A 26,225-nucleotide genomic window follows, 5' to 3' on the forward strand; every position below is an offset into this window, starting at 1 on the left:
AGAGTGTTTTGCTAACAGTGACCTCGGTGAACGTGAACGGGCTGCGGGCCGCCGCGAAGAAGGGCTTCGTGGAGTGGCTCGCGGAGACCTCGGCGGACGTGCTCTGCCTCCAGGAGGTGCGCGCCGAGCCGCAGCAGCTCCCGGAGGAGGTGCGCGCGCCCGGCGGCTGGCACGTGCTGCACGCCCCCGCGGCCGCCAAGGGGCGCGCGGGCGTCTCCCTGTACACCCGGCGTGAGCCGGACCGGGTGCGCGTCGGCTTCGGGTCGGAGGAGTTCGACGCGAGCGGGCGCTATGTCGAGGCCGACCTGCCCGGCGTCACCGTCGCCTCCCTCTACCTCCCCTCCGGCGAGGTCGGCACCGAGCGGCAGGACGAGAAGTACCGGTTCATGGGGGAGTTCCTGTCCTACCTGAAGGAACTGCGCGAGCGGGCCGCCGCCGACGGGCGCGAGGTCGTCGTCTGCGGCGACTGGAACATCGCCCACCAGCAGGCCGACCTGAAGAACTGGCGCGGCAACACCAAGAACTCCGGCTTCCTCCCGGAGGAACGGGCCTGGCTCGGCAGGGTCCTCGACCCGGCCGACGGCGGATACGTCGACGTCCTGCGCGCCCTGCACCCGGAGGCCGAGGGGCCGTACACCTGGTGGTCGTACCGGGGGCGGGCCTTCGACAACGATTCGGGATGGCGCATCGACTGCCAGATGGCCACGGGCGGGCTGGCGGCCAGGGCGGTGAAGGGGTTCGTGGAGCGGGCGGCCACGCATGCCGAGCGGTGGTCCGACCACGCGCCGGTCACCGTCGTGTACGACCTCTGATCCGCTGAACCGCGACGCCCGGCCCGGGGCCCGCGGTCGTCACGGCCGCTTGCGCAGCCGCCGGTCCAGGGCCAGGGAGACCTCTGCCTCCACCACGCTGCGGGCCAGGGGGCGCAGGCGTTCCATGTCCTCCTCGGGGCCGTGGCGAAGGACGAGGTCGGCGAAGAGTTCGGCGAGGGCGTCCGCGTGTTCGCGGACGCTGCGGCCGGCGGCCAGGACCTCGGCGAGCGGGAAGCCCTCGCGGACCAGGGCCTCGGAGGCGTCCAGCAGGCGGCGGCTGATGTGGACGATGTCGTCGCCGTCGGTGCCGAGGTAGCCGAGGTCCATGGCGGCCGCGAGGTTCTCCGGGGTGACCTCGCCCTCGAAGCGGGCGGCGAGCTCCTCGGGGGTGAGACGGACCGGCTCCTCCTCGGTGGGGGTGCCGAGGCCGACGAGGTCGGCGACGTTGCGGCCCTGGTCGAGGGCGTCGGCGAGCTCCGCGATGCCGTTCAGGGTGTGGCCGCGTTCCAGGAGCGCCGAGATCGTGCGCAGCCGGGCCAGGTGGTGGTCGTCGTACCAGGCGATGCGGCCCTCGCGGCGGGGTGGCCGGATCAGCTTGCGCTCGCGGTAGAAGCGAAGGGTGCGCACGGTGATGCCGGCCCGCGCGGCCAGTTCCTCCATGCGGTACTCGCGGCCACCGCCCTGGGCGGAGGCCGTGGAGGTCGTTCGTCCGCCGTCGTCCGTCACGTGCGCAGCCTATGTTGTACCGCCGGTACCCGCGGCGGAGCCGCTGATGTGAACGTCCTCCGTCCGGCCCCTACCCATCGGTACGGAGCTGTTCTACAGTCCAATCGTGCCAGTGTTCACTGGCGTAATCACGGGCGAGGTGTGGAGGCTCCGGGATGGCCCAGCACGAGCATGTACGGGTGGCGGTGATCGGGTCCGGGTTCGGCGGCCTGGGCGCGGCCGTGCGGTTGCGCAGGGAGGGGATCACCGACTTCGTCGTCCTGGAACGGGCCGGCAGCGTCGGCGGTACCTGGCGGGACAACAGCTATCCGGGGTGCGCCTGCGACGTGCCCTCCCACCTGTACTCCTTCTCCTTCGCACCCAACCCCGACTGGCCGCGCACCTTCTCCGGGCAGGAGCACATCCGCGCCTACCTGGAGCACGTCACCGACGTGTTCGGACTCCGGCCCCACCTCCGCTTCGACGCCGAGGTCGAGCGGATGACCTGGGACCCGGAGGCGCTGCGCTGGGAGATCGAGACCGCCGCCGGCACCTTCTCCGCCGACGTCGTCGTCTCCGCCACCGGACCGCTGTCCGACCCGAAGATCCCCGAGATCCCGGGGCTGGACTCGTTCCCCGGCAAGGTCTTCCACTCGGCCCGCTGGGACCACGACTACGACCTGCGCGGCAAGCGGGTCGCCATGGTCGGTACCGGTGCCTCCGCGATCCAGATCGTGCCCGCCGTCCAGCCCGAGGTCGACCGTCTCACCCTCTTCCAGCGCACCCCGCCGTGGGTGATGCCCCGCGTCGACCGGGCCATCAGCGCCGCCGAACGCCGGCTGCACCGGGCGCTGCCCTTCACCACCCAGGCCCGGCGCGGCCTCCTGTGGGGGATCAGGGAACTCCAGGTCCAGGCGTTCACCAAGCGGCCCGACGAACTCGGCCTGGTGGAGAGCCTCGCCAGGCGCAACATGGCCCGCGCGATCAAGGACCCCGCGCTGCGCGCGAAGCTCACCCCGGACTACCGCATCGGCTGCAAGCGGATCCTGCTCTCCAGCACCTACTATCCGGCGCTGGCCCAGCCGAACGTGGACGTGGTGGCGAGCGGGCTCAGCGAGATCCGCGGCTCGACGGTCGTCGCCGCCGACGGCAGCAGCGCCGAGGTCGACGCGATCATCTTCGGCACCGGCTTCCACGTCACCGACATGCCCATCGCCGAGCGGGTCGTCGGCGCCGACGGACGGACCCTCGCGGAGACCTGGAAGGGCGGCATGGAGGCGCTGCGCGGGGCCTCGGCCGCCGGGTTCCCCAACTGGATGACGATCATCGGGCCCAACACCGGCCTCGGGAACTCCTCCATGATCCTCATGATCGAGTCCCAGCTGAACTACCTGGCCGACTACCTGCGCCAGCTCCGCGTCCTCGGCGGGCGGGCGGCCCTGGACGCCCGCCCCGGTGCCGTGGCCGCCTGGAACCACAAGGTCCAGGAGCGCATGAAGCGCACCGTCTGGAACACCGGCGGCTGCACCAGCTGGTACCTCGACGCGAGCGGCCGCAACACCACCATCTGGCCCGGTACGACCACGGAGTTCCGGCGGGCGACCCAGCGGGTGGACCTCGCGGAGTACGACGTGATCCGCGCCCCCCTGCCGAGCGCCGGTGCCGGCGCCGGCGGCCTGGCCGGTGCGGAGGTGGGGGCATGAGCCGGCTCACCCACGTCACCTCCGGGCCGTACGCGCCGCCCGCGCCCGCCCGCGAACTCACCGTCGTCTCCGCCGACGGCGCCCGCCTGCACGTCGAGGTGCACGGCCCTAAGGACGCACCCCCCGTCGTCCTCGCCCACGGCTGGACCTGCTCGACCGCCTTCTGGGCGGCGCAGACACGCGAACTGGCCGTCGACCACCGGGTGATCGCGTACGACCAGAGGGGGCACGGGCGCAGCCCCGCGAGTCCCGCGTGCACCACCCAGGCGCTGGCGGACGATCTCGAAGCGGTGCTCGCGCAGACCCTCGCCCGCGGGGAGCGTGCCGTGGTCGTCGGCCACTCCATGGGCGGCATGACCGTCATGGCGGCCGCCGCCCGCCCCCGCTTCCGCGAGCACGCCGCCGCCGTCCTGCTGTGCAGCACCGGCAGTTCGCGGCTGGTGGCCGAGGCGCGCGTGCTGCCGATGCGCGCCGGTGGCCCGCGCACCTGGCTCACGGCGCGGGTGCTGGCCTCGCGCGCCCCGCTCGGTCCCGTCACGCCCCTCGCGCTGCGCATCCTCAAGTACGCGACCATGGGCCCGGCTTCCGCCCCGCACATGGTCGAGGCGTGCGCGCGGATCGTGCACGCCTGCCCGCGCGCCGTGCGCCACACCTGGGCCCGCGTCCTCGCACAGCTCGACCTCGACCACGGCGTACGGGAGTTGAGCGTGCCCACGGCGGTCGTCTCCGGCACGGCCGACCGGCTCACGCCCCCGGTGCACGCCCGCGCGCTGATCGCCGCGCTGCCGCACCCCCTCGGCCTCACCGAGCTGCCGGGCATGGGCCACATGACTCCGGTCGAGGCACCGGAGCTGGTCAACGGAAAGATCCGGGAGCTGGTCACCGCGTACGTGACCGGCGCCCCTGAGGAAGCCGGCGCCGACGGGCCCGAGCGGATCAAGGAGAGCTCATGAGCAGGGTCGGTCTCGAAGGACAGGTCGCCGTCGTCACCGGAGCGGCGCGCGGGGTCGGCGAGCTGCTCGCCCGCAAGCTCTCCGCGCGCGGGGCGCGGGTCGCGCTGGTCGGGCTGGAGGAGGAGGCCCTCAAGGAGGTCTCCGGCAGGCTGCACAGCGACAGCGCCCACTGGTACGCCGACGTCACCGACCACGAGGCGATGAGCCGGGTCGCCCGGGAGGTCAAGGAGCGGTTCGGGAAGGTCGACATCGTGGTGGCCAACGCCGGGGTGGCGAACGGCGGTCCGTTCGCCGAGTCCGACCCCGGCGCCTGGCGGCGGGTGATAGAGGTCAACCTGATCGGTTCGGCCGTGACGGCGCGCGCGTTCCTGCCGGTCCTCACGGAGAGCCGCGGCTATCTGCTGCAGATAGCGTCGCTGGCCGCGATCACACCGGCGCCGATGATGACGGCGTACTGCGCGTCCAAGGCGGGTGTGGAGGCGTACGCGCACAGTCTGCGCGCCGAGGTCGGTCACCAGGGCGTGCGGGTCGGGGTCGGGTACCTGTCCTGGACGGACACCGACATGGTGCGCGGCGCCGACCAGGACGAGGTGATGCGGGAGTTGCGGCAGCGGCTGCCGTGGCCGGCGAACAAGACGTACCCGCTGGGTCCGGCCGTGGACCGGATCGTGGCCGGCATCGAGCGGCGCTCGGCGCACGTGTACGGGCAGCGGTGGCTGCGCGGGATGCAGGGCGTGCGCGGGTACCTGCCGGCGCTGATCGGCACGGTCGGGCAACGGGAGATGAAGCGGTTCGCGCCCCGGCTGCAGGGCATGCGTACGGGGCTCGTCGGTGCAGGTGGGGCGGCCGACGAGGAGGCGCGCGCTACGCACCGTCATTGATCGAAATGCGCGCGTAGTCGGCCCGTGTGAATCTGGTCGAGGCCCCACTGAGGGCCGATCCCCTCACCCTCCACGGGAGTGAACCCACATGGGTATGAAGGACAAGGCCGGCAAGACGCAGGGACAGGCCAAGCAGAAGATGCAGGAAGGCCGCCCGCAGGCCCAGCAGACGCAGCAGCGTGGCCAGCAGGCCGCCCAGCACACGCAGGAGCGCGGCCAGCAGGCGCAGGAGCGCGGCCGGCAGGCGCAGGAGCGCGGCCGGCAGATGACTGAGCGGGGTCGTCAGAACATGGACGACACCGAGCAGGAGATGCAGGACCGGTTCGACCAGGACTACGACGCCTAGTCGTTGCCCTTGGCTCGGCCGACAGGCGTGGGGCGCCCTTCTTTTCGGAGGGCGCCCTGCGTCTTGTTGCGGGGTGGTCGCGGCGGGCGGCGGGTGCGGGGCGGTGGCGGCTTGTCGCGCAGTTCCTCCCCCAGCCTTCGGCCGGGGGTACCCCCAGCGCCCCTCTGGTGGGGACGCTCCCCGGTGTCTCAAGAAGGCCGTGGGGGCAGTTTGGGGCGGGAACGGTTCGGGACCTCGCTGTAGTCGGGCGGTACCGCTGCCGGGTGGTCGGTGAGGAGGTCGAGGGCCAGTTGGATCGCGTCGTCCATCTCGACGTGGCGGCCCTCCGCCCAGTCCATCGGGGTGCGCAGGACCTCCAGGTCGGGGGCGACGCCGTGGTTCTCGACGGACCAGCCGTAGTCCTCGAACCAGGCCGCGTTCATCGGCACCGTGATCACCGTGCCGTCGCCCAGGCGGTGGCGGCCGGTCATGCCGACCACTCCGCCCCAGGTCCGCTGGCCGACGACCGGGCCGAGCTTCAGCAGCTTGATCGCGGCCGTGATCATGTCGCCGTCGGAGGAGGTGGCCTCGTCGGTCAGTGCGACGATCGGGCCGCGCGGGGCGTTGGAGGCGTACGACACCGGCTGGGCGTTCCTCGTCAGGTCCCAGCCGAGGATGGTCCGGGTGAGCTGCTCCACGACGAGTTCGCTGATGTGGCCGCCCGCGTTGCCGCGCACGTCGACGATGAGCGCCGGCCGGGAGACCTCCATCCGCAGATCGCGGTTGAACTGGGCCCAGCCGGAGCCGCCCATGTCCGGGATGTGCAGGTAGCCGCACCTGCCGCCGCTCATCTCCCGAACCACCTCTCGGCGTTTGGCCACCCAGTCCTGGTAGCGCAGCGGCCGTTCGTCGATCAGCGGGAGGACGGCGACCCGGCGCGGCGGCCCCGACTCGCCCTCGCCCGGGGCGAACGTCAGCTCCACCGTCGTGGCCCCCGCCCCCGCGAGCAGTGGGAACGGTCCGGCCACCGGGTCCACCGGTCTGCCGTCGATGTGGGTGAGCACCGCGCCCTCCCGGATGCCGGTGCCCGCGAGCGGGGAACGCGCCTTGGAGTCGGAGGAGTCGCCCGGCAGGATCCGCCGGACCGTCCAGCCGGCGTCCCGGCGTACCAGGTTGGCGCCGAGCAGGCCCTGGAGGCGCTGGTAGTGCGGCGGGCCCTCGTTGCGGCGGGCCGGGGTGACGTAGGCGTGCGAGGTGCCCAGCTCGCCGAGGACCTCGCGGAGGAGGTCGGCGAAGTCGTCGGGGGACGCGACCCGTTCGACCAGCGGCCGGTACTGGTCGAGCACGCCGTCCCAGTCGATGCCGCACATCCCGGGGTCCCAGAAGTAGTCCCGGATGAGGCGGCCGGCCTCGGCGTAGGACTGGCGCCACTCGGCGGGCGGGTCGACCTCGTGCAGGATGCGGCGCAGGTCGATCCAGACGGTCGTGTCGCCGTCGCCGGACTCGGTCGACGGCACCGCCCGCAGATCGCCCTCGTCGACCACGACCAGTCGGCTGCCGTCGCCGCTGACCGTGAACCAGTCGAGGTGGTCCACGAGTTCGGCCTTCTTCGCCTTGGTGATGTTGAAGTACTCCAGCGTCGGCCGCCCGCTGGTGTCGGCAGGGTTGACGAAGGTCTCGCCCAGCGCGCCCGAGATCGGCCAGCGCAGCCAGACCAGGCCGCCGCCCGCGACCGGGTACAGCTCCGAGTACTTGGAGGCGGTGACCGGGAACGGGGTCACCCGGTTCGCCAGCCCCTCCACCTCGACCCCCACCGCGCCGCCCTCGCCGGGTTCCTCGTCCTCGACGGGGTCCAGGCCGCCGGCCGCCGGCCGCCCGTCCGGGTTGAGCGCGAACGGGGAAGGGGTCGCCGAGGAGAGCGGGACCAGGTAGGGGCGGCAGCCGAGCGGGAACGACAGGTCCCCGGTGTGCACGTCGTACACAGGGTCGAAGCCGCGCCAGGACAGGAACGCGAGGTAGCGGCCGTCGCGGGTGAAGACCGGGTTCTCGTCCTCGAAGCGGCCGTTGGTGACGTCGATGACGAGCCGGTCGCTGATGCGGGCCATCTTGATCTGCCGCAGCGAACGGCCGATACCCGGATGCGACCAGGTCAACCATGACCCGTCCGGTGAGAAGGCGAGATCACGGACCGGTCCGTTGATCGACTGGATCAGCTCGGTGACGACGTCTTCGGAGTCCGGTCCGTCAACAGAATCAATGCCGGCGGGGTGGTCGGCATCAACCCGGTCAATGCCGTCAACAGGATCAACAGGATCAACAGGATCAACAGGGTTGACTCGATCAACAGGATCGACGGAATCGACGGAATCGACGGAATCGACGGAATCGGCGGGATCAGCTGAATCAAGTGAATCAACGGCATCAACGGGAAGCTCCTCGACGACCTCGACCTCCTCGGTCACGTCGATGAGCAGCAGCCTGCCGTCGTGCGCCGCCACCGCCAGCCGTTCGCCGAGGGGGTCCGAGACGAGTTCGAGCACCCGGCCCAGCCTCCCGCAGGCGAGGCGGCGCGGTGGGCGGGCGCCGGTCGCCCGGGGCAGGTGGGCGATCTCGACGGCGTCCTCACCGCCGGCGTCGGTGACGTAGGCGATCTGCCCGGTCGAGCCCAGCATCTCCGGGAGCCGTACCCGTACCCCGGGGGTGTCGGCGATGGTGCGGGCCGGTCCGTCGCGGTGGGTGAGCCAGTACAGGCTGCCGCGTACGACGACGGCGCTGGCCCGGCCGGTCTCGTCCACGGAGACGCCGTCGACGTGCTGGGCGGCCGGCACCTGGTAGGGGCGGCGCCCGGCCCGGGGCCCGGAGAGGCGTACGTCGAGGCGGCGCGGTGCGGCGTCCGGGCCGAGGTCGTCGACGAGCCAGAGGTCACCCGCGCACTGGTACACGACCCTGCTGCCGTCGCTGGCGGCGTGCCGGGCGTAGAAGGCGTCGTGGTCGGTGTGCCGGCGCAGGTCGGAGCCGTCGTACGCGCAGGAGTAGAGGTTGCCGACGCCCTCGTGGTCGGAGAGGAAGGCGATCCGGCCGCCGACGAACATCGGGGAGTCCAGGTGGCCGCCGATGCCGTCGAGCAGCCGCTGCCCGTGCAGCCACAGCCGGCCCATGGCACCGCCCCGGTAGCGCTTCCAGCCGGCCGGTTCGTGCGGCGGGGTGCCGGTGAGCAGCAGGGCTTTGCGCTCGTCGGCGATGTCGGCGACCTGGATGTCGGCGACCGGTCCCCAGGGCAGCTTGCGGCCCGGGTCGCCGTCGGGGGAGACCTTGTAGGCCCAGGTGAAATAGGAGAAGGGCTGGCTGTGCGAGGCGACCGCCAGGATGTCCCCCTCCGGAGTCCAGCCGCACACCCGGGTGTCGCCGCTGCCCCAGTACGTCAGCTGCCGGCCGGGGCCGCCGCCGACGTCGACCAGGTGGATCTCGGGCACCAGGCTCCGCCAGCTCGTGTACGCGATCCGGCGGCCGTCGGGGCAGAAACGCGGGTGGCCGGTCTTGGTGCGGTCGACGGTGAGCCGCCAGGCGCGGCCCGGGGCGTCGAGCGAGGTCAGCCAGAGGTCGTCCTCGGCCACGAAGCACAACTGGTCGCCGCTGAGGTGGGGCATGCGCAGATAGCTCACCTCCCCATGCTTTTCCGGGGGCGGAGGGCCAGCAACTCGTGGCAGCTCACGGATTTCCCGGCCGCGTGAGACAGCACACGTACGAAACGGTTTCGTTTCTGTAGATCGCAGGGTATCTTCGAGGTGTAGACACGAAGTCGATGGTGGAGCGGTGAAGGGTGAGTGGCATGACTGAGGTCGCAACGGCGCGTCGCAGTCGCATCACGCCTGAGCGTGAGGCCGAGCTGTACGAGGCCGTGCTCGACCTGCTCCGTGAGGTCGGCTACGACGCCCTCACCATGGACGCCGTCGCCACCCGCACCAAGTCCAGCAAGGCCACCCTCTACCGCCAGTGGGGCGGGAAGGCCGAACTGGTGGCCAAGGCGGTGCGGTACCAGAAGCCCGGGGCCGCGATCGACGAGATCGACACCGGCTCGCTCCGCGGCGACCTGCACGCCATGACGCTGCGCTCCGACGACTGCGAGATGGAGCAGAGCTCCGCGCTGATGCGGGGCCTCGCCATGGCGATCCACGGCAACCCGGATCTCCTGCAGGCCTTCAAGGAGCACCTGATCGAGCCCGAGATGGCCGGTTTCCGGACCGTGCTGCAGCGGGCGATCGACCGGGGCGAGGTCCGTGCGGACAACCCGGCGATCGACTTCGTGATGCACATGATGATCGGTGGATTCGCCGCCCGCTCGCTGATCGACGAGCAGCCGCCCACCCAGACCTTCCTGCTGTCCTACATCGACGCCGTGGTGCTGCCCGCCCTCGGCGCGCCCACCTGCTGACCCATCCCCGCAGCCTGCCCACCTGACGTCTCCGCTCACGTCGTCGGGCCGATCACTCCTGCCACCCACAGGGTTGATCACCCCTGCCCCGAATACCCCACGACCTGACCGGGAGTACGCCCCCGTGGCCACGTTCCTCTACAAACTCGGCCGGTTCGCCTTTCGGCGACGGCACTACGTCGCCCTCATATGGGTGGCGCTGCTGACCCTCGCCGGCGTCGCCGCCGCCTCCGCCCCCGCGGCCGGCTCCAGCTCCTTCTCGATCCCCGGCACCGAGGCCCAGAAGGCCTTCGACCTGCTGGACCAGCGCTTCCCCGGCTCCAGCTCCGACGGCGCCACCGCGCGGGTCGTCTTCAAGGCACCGGTCGGCGAGAAGATGACGGACAAGCTCAACAAGGCGACCGTCAAGAAGACCATGAAGGAACTGGCGGCCGGCTCCGAGGTCACCTCCGTCACCGACCCCTACCAGCAGCACGCCGTGAGCAAGGACGGCACGGTCGCCTACGCCTCGGTGCGCTACGACGTCTCCGGCACGGAACTCAAGGACTCCTCCCGCGACGCGCTGGAGGCGGCCGGGCACGACGCCCAGAAGGCCGGGCTGACCGTCGAGGTCGGCGGGGACGCGCTCCAGTCCGGGGCCGACGCGGGCGGCGCGGGTGAGGCCGTCGGTCTCGCCATCGCCGCCGTCGTCCTCGTCGTCACCCTGGGCTCACTGGTCGCGGCCGGACTGCCCCTGCTGACGGCGATCATCGGCGTGGGCATCGGCGTCTCCACCATCACCGCCCTCGCCAAGGCACTCGACCTCGGCGACACCACGTCCACCCTGGCCATGATGATCGGTCTCGCGGTCGGCATCGACTACGCGCTGTTCATCGTCTCCCGCTACCGCGGCGAACTGGCCGAGGGCCGCGACCGCGAGGAGGCGGTCGGCCGCGCCGCCGGCACGGCGGGCTCGGCGGTGGTCTTCGCGGGCCTCACGGTCGTGATCGCGCTCGCGGGTCTCTCGGTCGTCGGCGTGCCGATGCTGACGAAGATGGGCCTCGCGGCCGCGGGCACGGTCGTGGTCGCCGTCCTCATCGCGCTCACCATGATCCCGGCGATGCTCGGCTACGCCGGCCGCAAGGTCAGGGCCGCGGGCGAGAAGCGCCGGACGCACGCCCACGCCACCCCGAAGGACAAGCCCGGCCTGGGCGCCCGCTGGGCGAGCTTCGTGGTCCGCCGTCCGGCGGCCGTGCTGCTGCTCGGCGTTGCCGGACTGGGCGCGATCGCCCTGCCGGCCACCCAGCTCGAACTGGGCCTGCCCGACGACGGCTCACAGCCCACGTCCACGACCCAGCGCCGGGCCTACGACCTGCTGTCGGAGGGCTTCGGCCCCGGCTTCAACGGGCCCCTGATGATCGTCGTCGACGCCAAGGGAAGTGACGCCCCCAAGAAGGCGGCCACCAGGGTGGCCGACGACATCAAGGGCCTCAAGGACGTCGTGACGGTGACCCCGGCGGCGTTCAACAAGGCCGGTGACACCGCGACGATCACGGTGATCCCGGACTCCAAGCCGTCCTCGGTGCAGACCGAGGACCTGGTGCACGCCATCCGCGACCAGGGTGCCGACGTCAAGGCCGACACCGGCGCACGGGTCCTGGTCACCGGCACCACCGCGATGAACATCGACTTCTCGCAGAAGCTCAACGACGCGCTGGTCCCGTACCTGGCGCTGGTGGTCGGCCTCGCCTTCCTCCTCCTGATCGCGGTCTTCCGCTCCGTCCTGGTCCCGCTGAAGGCGGCCCTCGGCTTCCTGCTCAGCGTGCTCGCCGCGCTCGGCGCCGTCGTCGCGGTCTTCCAGTGGGGCTGGCTCGGCGGCCTGCTCGGCGTCGAGCAGACCGGCCCGATCATGTCGATGATGCCGATCTTCATGGTGGGCGTGGTCTTCGGCCTCGCCATGGACTACGAGGTGTTCCTCGTGACCCGGATGCGGGAGGCGTACGTCCACGGCGAGACGCCCGGACAGGCCGTGGTGACCGGCTTCCGGCACAGCGCGCGGGTCGTGGCCGCCGCGGCGGTCATCATGATCTCCGTCTTCAGCGGCTTCATCACCGCCGGCGAGTCGATGATCAAGATGATCGGCTTCGGGCTCGCCATCGCGGTCTTCTTCGACGCGTTCGTCGTCCGCATGGCGATCGTCCCGGCGGTGCTCGCCCTGCTCGGCAAGCGCGCATGGTGGCTGCCGAAGTGGCTGGACCGGGCGCTGCCCAACGTCGACGTCGAGGGCGAGGGCCTGCGCGCCCTGTCCGCCGAGGACGCCGGGACCGGCAAGGACGACGAGGACCGGGAGCTCGTACGCGTCTGACGTACGGCTCGTGACAGACCGCCGGTGAGGGTCCGTGGGGACGGGGCGCCCTCACCGGCTTCCTCGTGCGGCCACGGTCAACGACTCGCCGTCGCCTCCCCGGCTTGGCTAGCGTGCCCCCATGACGACGACAGCCGCCACCGACGCCGGCACCGGGGACTCCGGTGCGCACCCTCGTTTCGCCGCCGCCCTGGCCGAGCTGGGCCTCGGGGAGCTGACCGCGCGGATCCGGCGCTTCCCGGACGCGACCCGAACCGCGGCCGAGGCCGCCGCCGCTGTCGGGTGCGAGCTCAGCGAGATCTGCAAGTCGCTGATCTTCGCGGCCGACGGGGTGCCGGTGCTGGTGCTGATGGACGGAGCCTCCCGCGTCGACGTGGAACTGGTCCGCAAGGAACTCGGCGCCGCGAAGGTGACCCGGGCCAAGGCGGACGTCGTCCGTGAGACGACCGGGTACGCCATCGGCGGCGTGCCGCCCTTCGGCCACCGGACCCGCACGCGCGTGCTCGCCGACCGGGCGCTGCTCCGGCACGACGTGGTGTGGGCCGCCGCCGGCAACCCCCACGCCGTCTTCCCCATCGCCCCCGCCGCCCTGGTGAACCACGCCGGCGCCACCGTCGTGGACGTACGCGAGCCCACCGCGTGACCCCGGCGGTCACCGCGGCCGTCCTGCTGGCCGCGGTCACGCACGCCGGCTGGAACGCCATCGCCCACCGGATCACCGACAAGCTCGTCGGATCCTCGCTGATCGCCGGCGGAGGCGTGCTGATCGGGCTGCTGCTGATGCCGTTCGCCGCGGTCCCGGCGGCGGCCGCATGGCCGTACCTGCTCGCCTCGGCGGTCGTCCACGTCGCCTACTTCGCGCTGCTGATGCTCTCCTTCCGGCTCGGCGACTTCGGGCAGGCGTACCCCATCGCACGCGGCACCGCGCCGCTCCTGGTGACGCTGTTCGCCGCCGTGTTCGCGCACGAGGTGCCCGACGCCCCGGCGGCCGCGGGCATCGCCGTGTCCTGCGCCGGGCTCACCGGGGTCGCCCTGTGGGGGCTGCGGGGCCGCCGCCCCGACTGGACCGCGATCGGGGCCGCCCTCGCCACCGGCGTGACGATCGCCGCGTACACCGTCCTGGACGGCCTCGGGGTGCGCGCCTCGGGATCCTCCGTGGGCTACATCGCCTGGCTGATGGCCCTGCAGGGGCTCGCCATCCCGGCGTACGCCCTGAGCCGCCGACGCGGCGAACTGCTCACCGCGGCCCGCCCGTTCGCGGCCCTGGGACTCGTCGGCGCCCTGCTGTCCGTCTTCGCCTACGGGCTGGTCCTGTGGGCCCAGACCCGCGCCGAACTGGCCCCGGTCGCCGCGTTGCGCGAGTCGTCGATCATCGTCGGGGCCGCCATCGGAGCGGTCTTCTTCAAGGAGCGGTTCGGGGCGCCCCGGATCGCCGCGGCCGGCCTTGTGGTGGTCGGGATCGGGCTGATGCTGCACGCCGGTTAGCGGGCCGTCGGCTCCGTCAGCCGCGTCGGGCCGAGGCCAGGAGCGCCGCCACGGCCGACACCAGCGCGGCCGCGACGAGGTACAGGCCGAGGCGGGCTTCGGGCACCGCCGTCGACCAGACCCGCCAGGCGGACGGCGAGTAGCTGTCGGCCGCCAGGTAGTCCCCGTAGATCCTGGCCGTCGTGCCGGTCTGTCCGCGCACCCACAGCAGGGCGCCGATGACAGCGCAGGTCCCGGAGACGGCGTAGAGGATCGTGGCGAGGCGCGGGGCCGGTCTGTTCACGGATTCACCTTCGGTAGGCGTCGCGGTCCGCCGATTCTCCCTCCTGACCGGTAAGGGACTTGAGCCGGATGCCGGTCCGCCGGACTTGCCGTTGCCTTGACGAACCGTTCTCCGGGCGTTCAGCCGACCGCCTGTGCCAGGGATGTGTGTTCTCCATAAAGTCCCTGCGAGTTGCGGAAGAAGGGACGCACGGGACTCATGGACACACCTCACGCGGTTCGGGCCCGCGGGATCACCAAGTGCTTCGGTGACGTCGTCGCCCTGGACGCCGTGGACCTCGACGTGACACCGGGTCAGATCCACGGCCTGGTCGGGCCGAACGGCGCCGGCAAGACGACGCTGCTCGGCCTGCTGCTGGGGCTGGCCGTCGCCGACGGCGGCCGGCTGGAGATCCTGGGCAGGCCGGTCGAGCGGGCGCTCGCCGCCCCCGACGGCGTCGCCGGCTTCGTGGACGCGCCCGGTCTCTACCCCTCGCTCACCGCACGGCAGAACCTCGCCGCGCTGGCCACGCTGCGCGGTCCGGACACCAGGACGGCAGGGACGTCGGGGACCGCAAGGACCGCGGGGAGCGCGGGTGTCGACGACGTGCTCGCCGAGGTCGGTCTCACCGACGTCGCCGACGACAAGACCCGCGGCTTCTCCCTCGGCATGCGCCAGCGGCTCGGGCTCGCCGCCGCCCTGCTCACCCGGCCCCGGCTGCTCGTGCTCGACGAGCCGTCCAACGGCCTCGACCCGGCCGGCAAGCGGCACGTGCACGGCGTCCTCACCAGGCTCGCCGCCGACGGCACCGCCGTGGTGCTCTCCAGCCACCGGATGGACGACCTGGAGGCGCTGTGCTCCGAGGTCACCATCCTCGCCACCGGCCGCGTCGTCTTCTCCGGCCCGCTGACCAGGCTCGCCGCCGAGAACCGTGCACTCGACTACCGGCTGCGCACCTCCGACGCCGGGACGGCACGCCGGCTCGCCGCGGACGCGCCCGGCATCCGGGTCGTCGACGACCCCGGCCCCGGCCTGCGGAACGACCCCGACGTGCTCGTCGTACGCGCCCTGGTGGCCGCCCTCGACCAACTCGTCACGCGGGTCGTGCGGTCGGGGGTCGCGGTGCGTGAACTCGCCCCCGTCGTCTCCCCGCTCGAAGCCGCGTTCCTCGCCCTCACCGAGCACGGGCACGCGCACGAACGCGAGCACGCGCACGAACGCGAGCACCAGCACGAACCCGAGCACCGGCGCCGGCACCAGGAGACCGGCCGATGACCCTCACGGAGAACGCTCCCGTCACCGGACCCGCGCCGGTCGCCCGTCGTGTCCCGGTCTCGCGCTGCTACCGCTTCGAACTGGTGAAGCTGGTCTCGCAGTGGCGGATCCGGCTGCTGGTGCTCGCCTGCTGGATCGTGCCGGGGCTGTTCGTCGTCGGGGTCGGCCGGCAGAGCACGCTGCCCGCCGACACGCTCTTCGGGCGCTGGATGCACGCCACCGGGTGGGCCGGGCCGCTGGTGCTGCTCGGTTTCGCGGGCACCTGGGCGCTCCCGCTGCTGACATCGGTGGTCGCCGGTGACGTGTTCGCCGCCGAGGACCGCCTCGGCACGTGGCGCCACCTGCTGGTGGCGGTCCGCTCGCCCACGCGGATCTTCGTCGCGAAGTCTCTGGCCAGCCTCACCGTCATCCTGCTGCTGGTGGCCGGACTGGCCGTCTCCAGCACGCTCGGCGGCCTGGCGTCGGCCGGGAACCATCCGCTGGTCGGCCTCGACGGCCACCTCCTGTCGCCCGGCGACGCGGCCGGCCGGGTCCTGCTCGCCTGGCTCGCGGCCCTCGCCCCGACCCTCTCCCTCGCCGCGATCGGACTGCTCGGCTCGGTCGCCCTCGGCCGCTCCCCGATGGGCCTGCTGCTGCCCCCGGTCGTGGCGCTCGCGATGTCGGTCGCCCAGATGCTGCCGCTGCCCGTCGCGGTGCGCCTCGCCCTGCCCGGCTATGCCTTCGTCTCCTGGAACGGCCTGTTCACCAGCCCCGAGCAGCTCGCCCCGCTGCTCATCGCCGTAGCGGTGAGCCTGGCGTGGACGGTGCTCGCGACGGTCCTCGCCCATGTGCTCTTCGTACGGCGGGACTTCACCAACCCGGCCTACGACGGCTCCGGGCGCCGCGCGCTCACCCTCGGCGTGCTGCCGCCGGCCGCACTGGCCGCCGTCACCGTCGGCGCACTCGTGGTGGCCACCCCGTCGACGGGCTCCGGGATCCGGCAGGACAAGGTGCAGAAGTCCCTCGCCACGGTCTTCGGCCACCTCTACCGGCTGCAGACCGAGCAACTGCACCGGCCCGCCGTGACCGAGGCCCAGCTGAGGGCCACGGCCGCGTGCACCAAGAGCGACGGCCAGGCCGCGCAGGAGGGCGCGGGCAACGACTGGCGTTGCGTCGTGAGCTGGCACCTCCCCGGCGTCCAGGTCACCGGGACGGCGATCTACCAGCTCGACATCACCTCGGACGGGCGGTTCGTGGCCGACGGCGACGGTCCCAAGGAAGTCAACGGCTACTTCCTGGTGCGGACCCCGACCGGCGACGCCCCGAATCCGCTGTGGCAGTTCGACGGCAACGTCGACCTGCTCGACACCCAGTGAAGGGAACAGTTCCGTGCAGGTAACCCGCCAGCGCCGGATCAGGGAAAAGAAGCAGTTCAACCTCTTCGGCAGACGCGTCGGCCGCCGGGCCCTGCTGGTCACGTCCGGCATCGCGGTCGCCCTGGGCGTCACGGGCACCGCGGTCGCCTCGACGTACCAGTTCGGCACCCAGCAGGTCGGCCGGACCACCGCCAACGGCCAGGTCGTCTCAGCCGATCAGTACATCAACCCCTACGGCACCCGCAGCGTCATCGACGATGGCAAGATCATGTCGTCGGTCGTCAGCCCGGACGGCAGCCACCTGGCCGCCTCGGTCGCCGACGGCGACGCGTCGCTCGTCGTCGTGGACCTGGCGACGGGTCAGGTCACCCAGAAGATCGGCACCAACGCCGCCGACGACCTGCGCATCGGCAGCGGCGCGGTCGGCCAGGAGGGCCCGACCTACTCGCCCGACGGCAAGCAGCTGTGGCTGGGCCAGGCGAACGGCTACACCAGGTTCACCGTCGCCGCCGACGGCACCCTCGCCAACCCGACGGCCGTCACCATCGCGGCCGACGGCGCCAAGCAGGCGCTGGTGGGCGCGGCCGTGTTCTCGGCCGACGGGGCCACCGTGTACTCGGCGGTCAACGGCGAGAACAAGGTGGTCGCCATCGACGCGGCGACCGGAACGATCAAGCAGACCTGGGCGGTCGGCAACGCCCCGCGCGGTCTGGCGCTGGTCGGCGGCAAGCTCTACGTCAGCAACGAGGGCGGGCGCCCGGCCAAGGCCGGCGACACCACCATCAACTCCTACGGCACCGACGTGGTCGCCGACCCGCGGACCGGCGCCAGCACCACCGGCACGGTCAGCGTCATCGACACCGCCGACCCGTCCGCCGCCGTCGGCACCGTCGACGTCGGCCTGCACCCGACCGCCGTGTACGCGAGCAAGGGCGCGGTGTTCGTCACCAACACCGCCGACAACACCGTGTCGGTCATCGACAGCCGCAAGGACAGGGTCGTCCAGACGATCTCCACCCAGCCGTGGCCCGAGGCGTCCGTCGGCTACGAGCCGAACGCGGTCACCCTCACCGACGACGGCCGCCTCCTGGTGACGCTCGGCCGTGCCAACGCCGTCGCCGTCTACCGCTACACCTCCGCGCAGCAGCCGGCCCGCTACGTCGGCCTGCTCCCCACCGACTACTTCCCGTCGGGCATCACCGCCCTCGGCACGAAGGTCGTCGTCGCCAACACCCGCGGCATCGACGCGCTGCGCCCCGACGCCGCCGGGCACAACACGCACGACACCACGTCGAGCCTCACCCGGTTCACGCTGCCGAGCGACCAGGTCGTCAAGGCGCAGACCGCCAAGGTGTTCAAGCAGAACGGCTGGACCGGCGGCTCGGTCGAGACGGCCGGCCGCAAGAGCCGTGCGAAGGCCGTCCCGGTCCCGAAGCGGATCGGCGACCCGTCGACGATCAAGCACGTCTTCCTGCTCGTCAAGGAGAACCGCACCTACGACCAGGTCCTCGGCGACCTCCCGCAGGGCGAAGGCGACTCCACGCTCACCCAGTTCGGCGAGAACGTCACACCGAACCAGCACGCGCTGGCCGAGCAGTTCGGCCTGTACGACAACTTCTACGACATCGGCACCAACTCCGCCGAGGGCCACAACTGGCTGATGCAGTCCGACAACCCGGAGTACACCGAGTCGTCGGCCGGCGAGTACACCCGCAGCTACGACACGGAGAACGACGTCCTCGGCCACCAGAAGTCCGGGTTCCTCTGGACCGGCGCGCAGGCGGCCGGACAGACCGTCAAGGACTTCGGCGAGTTCCAGTCGTACGAGAGCAAGCCGGCCGGTGCGACCTGGCAGAACCTGTACTGCGACAGCAAGGACATGGCCGCCACCGGGGCCCAGACCGCCTACCCGATCAAGACGGGCTCGGCGATCCCCTCGCTCAACGACGTGTCGGTGCAGGGCTTCCCGCTCTTCGACCTCGACGTCCCGGACATCTACAAAGAGCAGATCTGGAAGCAGGACTTCGAGAAGAACGGCCCGGCGAACCTGAACATGTTCTGGTTCTCCAACGACCACACCGGCGGCCCGGCGAACGCCGCCGCCGAGGTCGCCGACAACGACCTCGCGGTCGGCCGCATGGTCGACGAGATCACCCACAGCAAGTACTGGAAGGACTCGGCGATCTTCGTCGTCGAGGACGACTCCCAGGCCGGCCTCGACCACGTCGACGGCCACCGCGCCCCGGTCCAGGTCATCAGCCCGTACGCGCAGCACGGCACGGTCGACGACCACTACTACTCGCAGATCACCATGGTCCGCACCGTCGAGCAGATCCTCGGGATCCACCCGATGAACCAGCTCGACAGCGCGGCCACCCCGATGTACAAGGCGTTCACGCGCAAGCCGGACGACACGCCGTTCACGGCGGTCCCGAACCGCACCTCGCTGACCCTCGGCGTGAACCCGCAGCCGAGCTGCGGCTCGGACACCCCGGCGGCCCAGGACAGGCGGGCGGCGGCCGCGCCGACGTCGGTCTCCGTGCCGGCGGCCGAGGCCGAGGTCGCCGCGCAGTGGCGGACGTGGGCCTCACACCAGCGGCTGACCGGCAAGAACGCGGTGCCGGACTACGCGAACCCCACCCAGATGAACCGCTACACCTGGTACCAGACCCACAACTGGACCAAGCCGTACCCCGGCGACAAGAAGATCTACACGCCGGACGACGTGCCCGGCGCCTACCTCCCGTCCGCGGAGAACGACGGCTGAGCCCGGCCCGCTCGCGCACGGGGACCCCGGCCCTCGCGGCCGGGGTCCCCGTGGGTTCTCCGGCGCGCCGCCGGGATACCCGGACGCCGCGCGCCGGGCGGCCCGCGGTACGTCAAGCTGGCTGCGGAACGTACGAGGACAGGGAGACGTCATGACCGACAAGCCGACCGTGGCCGTGCTGGGCACCGGCATCATGGGCGCCGCGATGGCCCGCAACCTCCTGAAGGCCAGGCACAGCGTCCGCGCGTGGAACCGCACCCGCGCCAAGGCCGAGCCGCTCGCCGCGCACGGCGCCCAGGTCGCGGACACACCGGCCGAGGCCGTCGAGGGCGCCGACGTCGTCCTGACCATGCTGTACGACGGCGCCACCGCCCTGGAGACCCTGCGCGAGGCCGCCGGATCACTGCGCCCCGGGGCCGTCTGGGTGCAGTCGACCACCGCGGGCCTCGACCAGATCCCCGTCCTCGCCGCGTTCGCCGCCGAGCACGGCCTGGTCTTCTACGACGCCCCGGTCCTCGGCACCCGCCAGCCCGCCGAGGCCGGGCAGCTCACCGTCCTGGCCGCGGGGCCCGAGCAGGGCCGGGAGACGGTCACGCCGGTCTTCGACGCGGTCGGCGTCCGCACGGTGTGGACCGGCGACGACGGGTCCACGGCCGCCGCCACCCGGCTCAAGCTGGTCGCCAACAGCTGGGTCCTCGCGGCCACCGCGGCGGCCGGCGAGGTGGTCGCGCTGGCCCAGGGGCTCGGCGTGGACCCGCAGCGCTTCTTCGGCCTGATCGCGGGCGGCCCCCTCGACATGGGCTACCTGCGGGCCAAGGCCGCACTGATCCTCGACGGCGGGCTGACCCCGCCGTCGTTCGCGGTGGACACCGCCGGGAAGGACGCCAGGCTGATCGTCGCCGCCGGCGCGAGCCACGGCGTGCGCCTGGACGTCGCCCAGGCGGCCGCCGAACGCTTCGCCCGTGCCGCCGCTCAGGGGCACGGCGACGAGGACATGGCGGCCGCGTACTTCGCGAGCTTCGAGGACAAGTAGCGGGGCGGCGGGCCGGGCGGGCGCGGAGGCCGGGCCGACGTGACGGGCCCGGTGCCGGAGGAGCACCCTGGAAGCAGCGATTGCGGAGGTGGTCCCATGAACATGATGCAAACCGCTGTGGGATGGCATGTCGAGTTGGAGTTCCTGGAGGACGACACGCACACGCGCGCGGTGGCCCTGGTGCGCCTGGCCGACGGCACCGAGGTACGGGCGCACGGCCACGCGAGCCGGCACGAGTCCGACAGCAACCAGCCCAGAGTCGGCGAGGAGATCGCGGGCGCCCGAGCCCTGAACGAACTGGCCATGCAGCTGCTGTCCAAGGCGCACGGCGAGATCGACGCGCTGTCGGGACGGCATTCGCACCCGATCAACGTGTGAGCGGTGTGCGCGGCGCGCGGGTGCGCGCGGTGGTTACGACAGTGCCGTGCGCACCGCGCGTACCAGTGCCTGCGCCCGCGGGTCCGCCGTCACGCTCTTGCGGAAGCCGTTGGTGACGTAGCCGAAGGCGATGCCCGACCCGGGGTCGGCGAAGCCGAGCGCACCGCCGCGGCCCGGGTGGCCGAAGGAGCCGGGGGAGAGCAGCGGGGACGCGCTGCCGTGCAGCATGTAGCCGAGCCCGAAGCGGGTGGCGACGACCAGCACCCGGTCGGGGCCGGCCGACTGCTCGCCGCGGGCCAGCCGCACGGTCTCCGGCGTGAACAGCCGTCGGCCGCCGTCGACGTCGCCGATCAGGGAGGCGTAGAAGCGGGCCAGGCCGTCGGCGGTGGCGATGCCGTTGGAGGCCGGCAGGGCGGCCGCGCGGTAGGCGGGGTCGTTCTCGTCAGGGAGCGGGTCGATGGCGCCGAACGCCCGGCGGGTCAGCGAGCCGGGGTCGGCGTACGCCTCGGCGACGGCCCGCTTGGGCCGGGTCCGCAGCGCGCCCGCGCTCTGCGGTGCCGGCACCGGCCCGACGCGCCCCACACGTGCCTGCTCCGCCTCCGGCAGCCCGAGCCACAGTCCGGCGCCGATCGGCCCGGCGATCTCGTCCGCGACCCACTCGCCGACGGTCCGTCCGGTCACCCGGCGCACCAGCTCGCCGGTCAGCCAGCTGTACGTCTGCGCGTGGTAGCCGTGGTCGGTGCCCGGCTCCCACACCGGCGCCTGCGCCGCCACGGCGGCCGCGCCGAGGTCGGGGTCGGCGGCCTCCGCGGGCGTGAGCGGCCGGTCCAGCACCGGCACGCCCGCGGAGTGGGCGAGCAGCTGCCGCACCAGCGTCCGCTCCTTGCCGGCCGCCTTGTACTCCGGCCAGTGGTCGCCCACCGGCGCGTCCAGGTCCAGCTCACCGCGCTGGTGCAGGAGCAGCAGGACGGCGGCAGCGACGCCCTTGGTGGCCGAGCGCACGATCTGGGCGGTGCCGTGCTCCCACGGGGCGTCCCCGTCGACGTCCCTGCTACCGCCCCACAGGTCGACGACCCGGTGTCCGTCCCGGTACACGGCGACCGCCGCGCCCCGGTCCCCGAGCAGCTCGAAGTTGCCCGCGAACGCGTCCCTGACCGGCTCGAAGCCCTCCGCCACAGTGCCGTGCACGTCCACGTCCCGATCCCTCCGCCTGCCCATGTGCCGGTGACAGTGAGTGAAACATGGCCGTGCGGTCCCGGATTCCTCGGTACGGCGTGGTCTGCGGCACGTGGCCCGGGGTCAGCCGAGCACGATGGTCACCTCGATGTTCCCGCGGGTGGCGTTCGAGTACGGGCACACCTCGTGGGCGGCGTCCACCAGCTTCGTCGCGACGTCCGCGTCCAGTACCGGGAGCGAGACGCTGAGGGCGACCGCGAGACCGTAGCCGCGCTGCTTGTTGGGGCCGATGCCGACCTTCGCGGCGACCGTGGAGCCGGTCAGGTCGTAGCCCGCGCGGTTGCCGACGAGGATCAGCGCGTTGTGGAAGCAGGCGCTGTAACCCGCCGCGAACAGCTGCTCCGGGTTGGTGCCGTTGCCGTCACCGCCCAGCTCCGGCGGCATCGCGACCTTGAGGTCGATCTGGCCGTCCTGGCTGCTGACATACCCGTCCCGGCCGCCGTGTGCGGTCGCCTCTGCGACATACATGATCTTCGTCGGACGAGAGTCGACGGTGGCGCCTTCGATCACGGCGGGACCTCCCCCAGGGCGGAAACGGTGGTGGGCAACACAAAGGTGTGCAAGCACATCGTGCACAAGGTACCGACCGGTAGGAAGCCCTGTGACCACCAGGGGTGGAAACCGTGGGTGACGGCCGCCGGCCGTCACGACCGCAGGACCGTCCGGCCACGACGGCCGCGCGCGGCCGCCCGGTTACGACGGCCGCAGGGCCGCCCGGCCCGCCCGTTCCGCGAGGTCCCGCAGCTCCTCGCGCAGCCGGGTCACGTCGGCCCCGTCGAGCCCCGTCGTGGTGAGCAGGGCGCCGGGGATGCGCGCCGCGCGCTCCCGCAGCTCCTCCGCGCGCCCGGTGCAACCGACGAGCACCGAGCGCTCGTCCCGCTCCGAGCGCTCCCTGCGCACCAGCCCCGCCCCCTCCAGCCGCTTCAGCAGCGGTGACACCGTGCCGTAGTCGAGCCGGAGCGCCTCCGCCAGTTCCTTCACCGTGATCTCGCCCCGCTCCCACAGGACGAGCAGCACGAGGTACTGCGGGTAGGTGATCCCGAGTTCGTCGAGGAGCGGCCGGTAGGCGGCGGTCACGGCGCGTTGCGCGGCGTACAGCGCGAAGCACAGCTGGTCGTCAAGCCGCGGCGGTCCCGCGGCGGTCCCGGCGTCCTCTTGATGCGTCACGCGCCCATTGTCACGGACGCGGGACGAACCCGAAGGGCAGTTCCAGCCGGTTGGCACGCATCAGGGCGTCGTCGGCCAGGAGTTCGGCGGTGGGCCCGTCGGCGGCGATCGTGCCGTCGCTGAGCACCAGGGAGCGCGGGCACAGCTCCAGGGCGTACGGCAGGTCGTGGGTGACCATCAGGACCGTCACGTCCAGGGAGCGCAGGATGTCGGCGAGTTCGCGCCGGGAGGCCGGGTCGAGGTTGGAGGAGGGCTCGTCCAGGACGAGGATCTCCGGCTCCATGGCGAGCACGGTCGCCACCGCCACCCGGCGGCGCTGCCCGAACGACAGGTGGTGCGGCGGGCGTTCGGCGAAGCCGGCCATGCCGACCTGTTCCAGGGCGGCACGCACGCGTGCCTCCAGTTCCGCGCCCTTCAGCCCGGCCGCCGCCGGCCCGAAGGCCACGTCCTCGCGGACCGTCGGCATGAACAGCTGGTCGTCCGGATCCTGGAAGACGATGCCGACCCGGCGCCTGATCTCCGCCATGTGCCGCGTGCCGACGGGCAGTCCGGCCACCGTCACGGTGCCCGCGCCGCCGCCCAGGATGCCGTTGAGATGCAGCACCAGGGTGGTCTTCCCGGCGCCGTTCGGCCCGAGCAGCGCGACCCGTTCGCCGCGCGCGACGCGGAAGTCCACGCCGAACAGGGCCTGGTGCCCGTCGGGGTAGGCGTAGGCGAGGCCGGAGACCTCCAGGGAAGCCGGAGCAGGGGTCACAGGGCCCATCCCAACAGGCAGACGACGAGAGCGGACAGCGGCAGCGCGAGGGCGTACGACCACTCGGCCCGGGACGCGGTCACCTCGTCGATGACGGGCATCGAACCGGAGTACCCCCGGCTCACCATGGCCAGGTGGACGCGTTCCCCGCGTTCGTAGGAGCGGATGAACAGCGCTCCCGCGGACTTGGCGAGCACGCCCCAGTGGCGTACACCCCGCGCCTCGAAGCCGCGCGACCGGCGGGCGATCCGCATCCGGCGCATCTCGTCGGTGATGACGTCGCCGTAGCGGATCATGAAGGAGGCGATCTGGACGAGCAGGGGCGGCAGCCGCAGCCGCTCCAGCCCGAGGAGCAGTTCGCGCAGCTCCGTGGTGGCGGCCAGCAGGACGGAGGTCGCGACCCCCAGCGTGCCTTTGACCAGAACGTTCCAGGCGCCCCAGAGGCCGTTCACGCTGAGCGAGAGGCCCAGCACGTCGGTCCGCCCGCCCCCCGCGACGAACGGCATCAGCACCGCGAAGGCGACGAACGGCACCTCGATCAGCAGCCGCCCCAGCAGGAAGCCGGCGGGCACGCGCGCGTGGTGCGCGACGACCGCGAGCAGCACGGCGTACAGCGCGAACGCCCACATCGCCGTGCGCGGGGTCGAGACCACGACGACCACGAAGGCGAAGGCGGCGGCGAGCTTGGTGTGCGGCGGGAGCGCGTGCACGCGCGAGTGCGCGTGCCGGTAGAGCCGGTGCGTGTGCCCGGCACCCACGTCAGCGCACCTGCGAAGGGACGCCGGTACGGCGCCTGCGCACCGCCCAGAACACGGCGCTGCCCGCGATCACGGTCGTACCGACCCCGATCACGCCCGCGAGACCCCCGGAGAGCCGGGCGTCGGAGACGTCCTCGACGCCGTAGTCGGCGAGCGGGGAGCCGGCCGACGCGTGCTCCTTCGTCTGCGTGTCGATGCCGTGGTCGTGGGCGACCTTCTCCAGGCCGTCGGGGCTGGCGGAGGCGTAGTGGCTGACGAAGCCGGCGAGCACCAGGGAGGCCGCCAGGCCGCTGAGCCACAGCGCGCGGCGGGAGGTGCGCGCCGCCACGGGCGCGGCCGGCTCCGGCGCGTCCACCAGGTCGCCGTTCACCCGCAGCTTCAGCCCCTGTCGCAGCCCGCGCGCCCCGTACACCAGGTCGGGGCGTACGGCGATCACCGCGCCGACCGTCAGCGCGGTGATCGCGGCCTCGCCGAAGCCGATGAGGACGTGCACGCCGACCATCGCGCCGGCCACCTTGCCGAGGGCGACGTCGGTGGTGCCGCCGACCGCGTAGAGGAGGGTGAAGGCGCCGGCCGCGACGGGCACGGAGAGCAGGGCGGCGACGAAGGCGGCGCCGGTCACCGACCGCCGGGAGCGGGGCAGGACCTTCACCAGGCCGCGGAAGACGGCGTACGCGACCAGGGTGGTCACGACCGCCATGTCGGTGATGTTGACGCCGAGCGCGGTCAGCCCGCCGTCCGCGAACAGGATGCCCTGCATGAGGAGGACCACGGACACGCACAGGACGCCCGTGCAGGGGCCGACGAGTATCGCGGCGAGCGCCCCGCCCAGCAGATGGCCGCTTGTTCCGGCCGCGACGGGGAAGTTGAGCATCTGTACGGCGAAGATGAACGCCGCCACCAGCCCGGCCAGCGGCGCGGCACGCTCTCCTCCACGCTCGGCTTCGCTCGCGCGGGAGGTGCCCCCCAGTTCACGGCGGGCGCCGCGCAGGCTGACCGCGAGGGCGCCGGCCGCCAGCACGGCGGTGGCCGCGGAGGTGGGGGCGTCGATGAATCCGTCAGGTACGTGCACGGTCCGATTTTAGAGTTGTATTGCGAAGCTTTTGCAAGAGAGAGAAGGTTGTCACATGCGGAACCGCCCACCGGTGGCACCCGTCCCCACAGGCGCATTACGGAAAATGTGCGACATTGGATAGGGAAGCGGATGCACAGCTTTCGCACAGATCACGGAGCGTAAAGGGCAGTCCGATGTCTGTAGTCGAGCAGTATGCGCGAGCCCACATCGTCACGGACGAGGACGCGCGAGACGATCCGGGCGCGGTGCCCGTCGTCCTGCGTTACGACCCCGACGCCGATCCGAGGACGGTACAGGTCGGTCTGCCCGGCACGGACGAGTGGACGTTCTCGCGCTCGCTGCTGGAACAGGGCCTCAGGGCGCCGGCGGAGAGCGGCGACGTACGGGTCTGGCCGCTGGGCCGGGTCCAGGCCGTGGTGGAGTTCCACTCCGACCACGGCACGTCGGTGGTGCAGTTCGAGTCGAAGGCACTGCTGCGCTTCCTCAGGCGCACCTACATGGCGACCCCTGTGGCCGGCTGAGCCG

Annotated in this window: 24 protein-coding genes; 15 read left to right on the forward strand and 9 right to left on the reverse strand. The window is 72.3% G+C overall.

What is annotated here, in order from left to right; genetic code table 11:
* The first annotated feature begins 8 nt into the window (after positions 1 to 8).
* Positions 9 to 812 (forward strand): exodeoxyribonuclease III, encoded by an 804-nt coding sequence (locus tag AB0472_RS15630; RefSeq protein WP_366356841.1) that lies wholly within the window; start codon positions 9 to 11, stop codon positions 810 to 812.
* Positions 813 to 851: 39 nt separating this feature from the next.
* On the opposite strand, the gene AB0472_RS15635 is transcribed toward AB0472_RS15630, so the two are convergent.
* On the reverse strand, positions 852 to 1,472 hold the full coding sequence (locus AB0472_RS15635; protein ID WP_366356971.1) for a MerR family transcriptional regulator: 621 nt from the start codon (positions 1,470 to 1,472) through the stop codon (positions 852 to 854).
* 221 nt (positions 1,473 to 1,693) lie between these two features.
* On the opposite strand from AB0472_RS15635, the gene AB0472_RS15640 reads away from it, so the two are divergent.
* From AB0472_RS15640 to AB0472_RS15655, 4 genes are all read left to right on the forward strand, one after another.
* Positions 1,694 to 3,220, forward strand: a complete 1,527-nt coding sequence (locus tag AB0472_RS15640; RefSeq protein WP_366356843.1) for an NAD(P)/FAD-dependent oxidoreductase — start codon at positions 1,694 to 1,696, stop codon at positions 3,218 to 3,220.
* Entirely contained in the window at positions 3,217 to 4,173 is a 957-nt protein-coding gene (locus tag AB0472_RS15645; RefSeq protein WP_366356845.1) for an alpha/beta hydrolase, read from the forward strand. Before AB0472_RS15640 ends, AB0472_RS15645 begins: the two co-directional genes overlap by 4 nt.
* Positions 4,170 to 5,054: an SDR family oxidoreductase gene (locus tag AB0472_RS15650; RefSeq protein WP_366356846.1), complete on the forward strand. Its 885-nt coding sequence runs from the start codon at positions 4,170 to 4,172 to the stop codon at positions 5,052 to 5,054. Before AB0472_RS15645 ends, AB0472_RS15650 begins: the two co-directional genes overlap by 4 nt.
* Positions 5,055 to 5,142: 88 nt before the next feature.
* Positions 5,143 to 5,400: a hypothetical protein gene (locus tag AB0472_RS15655; protein WP_366356848.1), complete on the forward strand. Its 258-nt coding sequence runs from the start codon at positions 5,143 to 5,145 to the stop codon at positions 5,398 to 5,400.
* A gap of 188 nt (positions 5,401 to 5,588) precedes the next feature.
* Here AB0472_RS15655 and AB0472_RS15660 read toward each other — a convergent pair whose 3' ends face one another.
* On the reverse strand, positions 5,589 to 9,041 hold the full coding sequence (locus AB0472_RS15660; protein WP_366356850.1) for a S41 family peptidase: 3,453 nt from the start codon (positions 9,039 to 9,041) through the stop codon (positions 5,589 to 5,591).
* Positions 9,042 to 9,208: 167 nt separating this feature from the next.
* Between AB0472_RS15660 and AB0472_RS15665 the strand changes: the two genes are divergently transcribed.
* The 4 genes from AB0472_RS15665 to AB0472_RS15680 all read left to right on the forward strand — a co-directional run bounded on the left by AB0472_RS15665 (position 9,209) and on the right by AB0472_RS15680 (position 13,640).
* A complete protein-coding gene (locus tag AB0472_RS15665; protein ID WP_366356852.1) occupies positions 9,209 to 9,811 on the forward strand; it encodes a TetR/AcrR family transcriptional regulator in 603 nt (200 codons plus the stop codon).
* A 124-nt stretch (positions 9,812 to 9,935) separates the two neighbouring features.
* Positions 9,936 to 12,155 carry an MMPL family transporter gene (locus AB0472_RS15670; RefSeq protein ID WP_366356854.1) on the forward strand — a complete coding sequence of 740 codons (2,220 nt, stop codon included), beginning with the start codon at positions 9,936 to 9,938 and terminating at the stop codon, positions 12,153 to 12,155.
* 121 nt (positions 12,156 to 12,276) lie between these two features.
* Positions 12,277 to 12,798, forward strand: coding sequence for a YbaK/EbsC family protein (locus tag AB0472_RS15675; protein WP_366356856.1), 522 nt, complete (start codon positions 12,277 to 12,279; stop codon positions 12,796 to 12,798).
* The gene (locus AB0472_RS15680) at positions 12,795 to 13,640 is read left to right on the forward strand and encodes an EamA family transporter (protein ID WP_366356858.1); all 846 of its coding nucleotides are present in this window, start codon (positions 12,795 to 12,797) and stop codon (positions 13,638 to 13,640) included. The genes AB0472_RS15675 and AB0472_RS15680 overlap by 4 nt, the downstream gene beginning before the upstream one ends.
* A gap of 16 nt (positions 13,641 to 13,656) precedes the next feature.
* On the opposite strand, the gene AB0472_RS15685 is transcribed toward AB0472_RS15680, so the two are convergent.
* Positions 13,657 to 13,923 carry a hypothetical protein gene (locus AB0472_RS15685; protein ID WP_366356859.1) on the reverse strand — a complete coding sequence of 89 codons (267 nt, stop codon included), beginning with the start codon at positions 13,921 to 13,923 and terminating at the stop codon, positions 13,657 to 13,659.
* Between the two features lie 198 nt (positions 13,924 to 14,121).
* On the opposite strand from AB0472_RS15685, the gene AB0472_RS15690 reads away from it, so the two are divergent.
* The 5 genes from AB0472_RS15690 (at position 14,122) to AB0472_RS15710 (ending at position 20,710) form a co-directional block, all read left to right on the forward strand.
* Entirely contained in the window at positions 14,122 to 15,177 is a 1,056-nt protein-coding gene (locus AB0472_RS15690) for an ABC transporter ATP-binding protein (protein ID WP_366356860.1), read from the forward strand.
* Positions 15,174 to 16,532 (forward strand): ABC transporter permease, encoded by a 1,359-nt coding sequence (locus AB0472_RS15695; protein WP_366356861.1) that lies wholly within the window; start codon positions 15,174 to 15,176, stop codon positions 16,530 to 16,532. Before AB0472_RS15690 ends, AB0472_RS15695 begins: the two co-directional genes overlap by 4 nt.
* Positions 16,533 to 16,545: 13 nt before the next feature.
* The gene (locus tag AB0472_RS15700) at positions 16,546 to 19,299 is read left to right on the forward strand and encodes a bifunctional YncE family protein/alkaline phosphatase family protein (RefSeq protein ID WP_366356863.1); all 2,754 of its coding nucleotides are present in this window, start codon (positions 16,546 to 16,548) and stop codon (positions 19,297 to 19,299) included.
* 151 nt (positions 19,300 to 19,450) lie between these two features.
* Complete coding sequence (locus tag AB0472_RS15705; protein WP_366356865.1) at positions 19,451 to 20,332, forward strand: NAD(P)-dependent oxidoreductase; 882 nt, start codon at positions 19,451 to 19,453, stop codon at positions 20,330 to 20,332.
* 102 nt (positions 20,333 to 20,434) lie between these two features.
* Positions 20,435 to 20,710, forward strand: a complete 276-nt coding sequence (locus AB0472_RS15710; RefSeq protein ID WP_366356972.1) for a DUF1876 domain-containing protein — start codon at positions 20,435 to 20,437, stop codon at positions 20,708 to 20,710.
* A 33-nt stretch (positions 20,711 to 20,743) separates the two neighbouring features.
* Here AB0472_RS15710 and AB0472_RS15715 read toward each other — a convergent pair whose 3' ends face one another.
* The 6 genes from AB0472_RS15715 to AB0472_RS15740 all read right to left on the reverse strand — a co-directional run bounded on the left by AB0472_RS15715 (position 20,744) and on the right by AB0472_RS15740 (position 25,697).
* Positions 20,744 to 21,904, reverse strand: a complete 1,161-nt coding sequence (locus tag AB0472_RS15715; RefSeq protein ID WP_366356867.1) for a serine hydrolase domain-containing protein — start codon at positions 21,902 to 21,904, stop codon at positions 20,744 to 20,746.
* A 105-nt stretch (positions 21,905 to 22,009) separates the two neighbouring features.
* Positions 22,010 to 22,414 carry an organic hydroperoxide resistance protein gene (locus tag AB0472_RS15720; RefSeq protein ID WP_366356974.1) on the reverse strand — a complete coding sequence of 135 codons (405 nt, stop codon included), beginning with the start codon at positions 22,412 to 22,414 and terminating at the stop codon, positions 22,010 to 22,012.
* Between the two features lie 225 nt (positions 22,415 to 22,639).
* Positions 22,640 to 23,113, reverse strand: a complete 474-nt coding sequence (locus AB0472_RS15725) for a MarR family transcriptional regulator (RefSeq protein WP_366356868.1) — start codon at positions 23,111 to 23,113, stop codon at positions 22,640 to 22,642.
* Between the two features lie 10 nt (positions 23,114 to 23,123).
* Positions 23,124 to 23,876 (reverse strand): ABC transporter ATP-binding protein, encoded by a 753-nt coding sequence (locus tag AB0472_RS15730; protein ID WP_366356870.1) that lies wholly within the window; start codon positions 23,874 to 23,876, stop codon positions 23,124 to 23,126.
* Positions 23,864 to 24,625: a cobalt ECF transporter T component CbiQ gene (gene cbiQ / locus AB0472_RS15735; protein WP_366356872.1), complete on the reverse strand. Its 762-nt coding sequence runs from the start codon at positions 24,623 to 24,625 to the stop codon at positions 23,864 to 23,866. Before cbiQ ends, AB0472_RS15730 begins: the two co-directional genes overlap by 13 nt.
* A gap of 1 nt (position 24,626) precedes the next feature.
* Positions 24,627 to 25,697 (reverse strand): energy-coupling factor ABC transporter permease, encoded by a 1,071-nt coding sequence (locus AB0472_RS15740; RefSeq protein WP_366356874.1) that lies wholly within the window; start codon positions 25,695 to 25,697, stop codon positions 24,627 to 24,629.
* A gap of 176 nt (positions 25,698 to 25,873) precedes the next feature.
* Between AB0472_RS15740 and AB0472_RS15745 the strand changes: the two genes are divergently transcribed.
* Positions 25,874 to 26,221, forward strand: a complete 348-nt coding sequence (locus tag AB0472_RS15745) for an SsgA family sporulation/cell division regulator (RefSeq protein ID WP_366356876.1) — start codon at positions 25,874 to 25,876, stop codon at positions 26,219 to 26,221.
* Positions 26,222 to 26,225 lie beyond the last annotated feature (4 nt).

Origin of the sequence: Streptomyces sp. NPDC086777, from assembly GCF_040702065.1 — a bacterium.
Classification (GTDB): Bacteria; Actinomycetota; Actinomycetes; order Streptomycetales; family Streptomycetaceae; genus Streptomyces.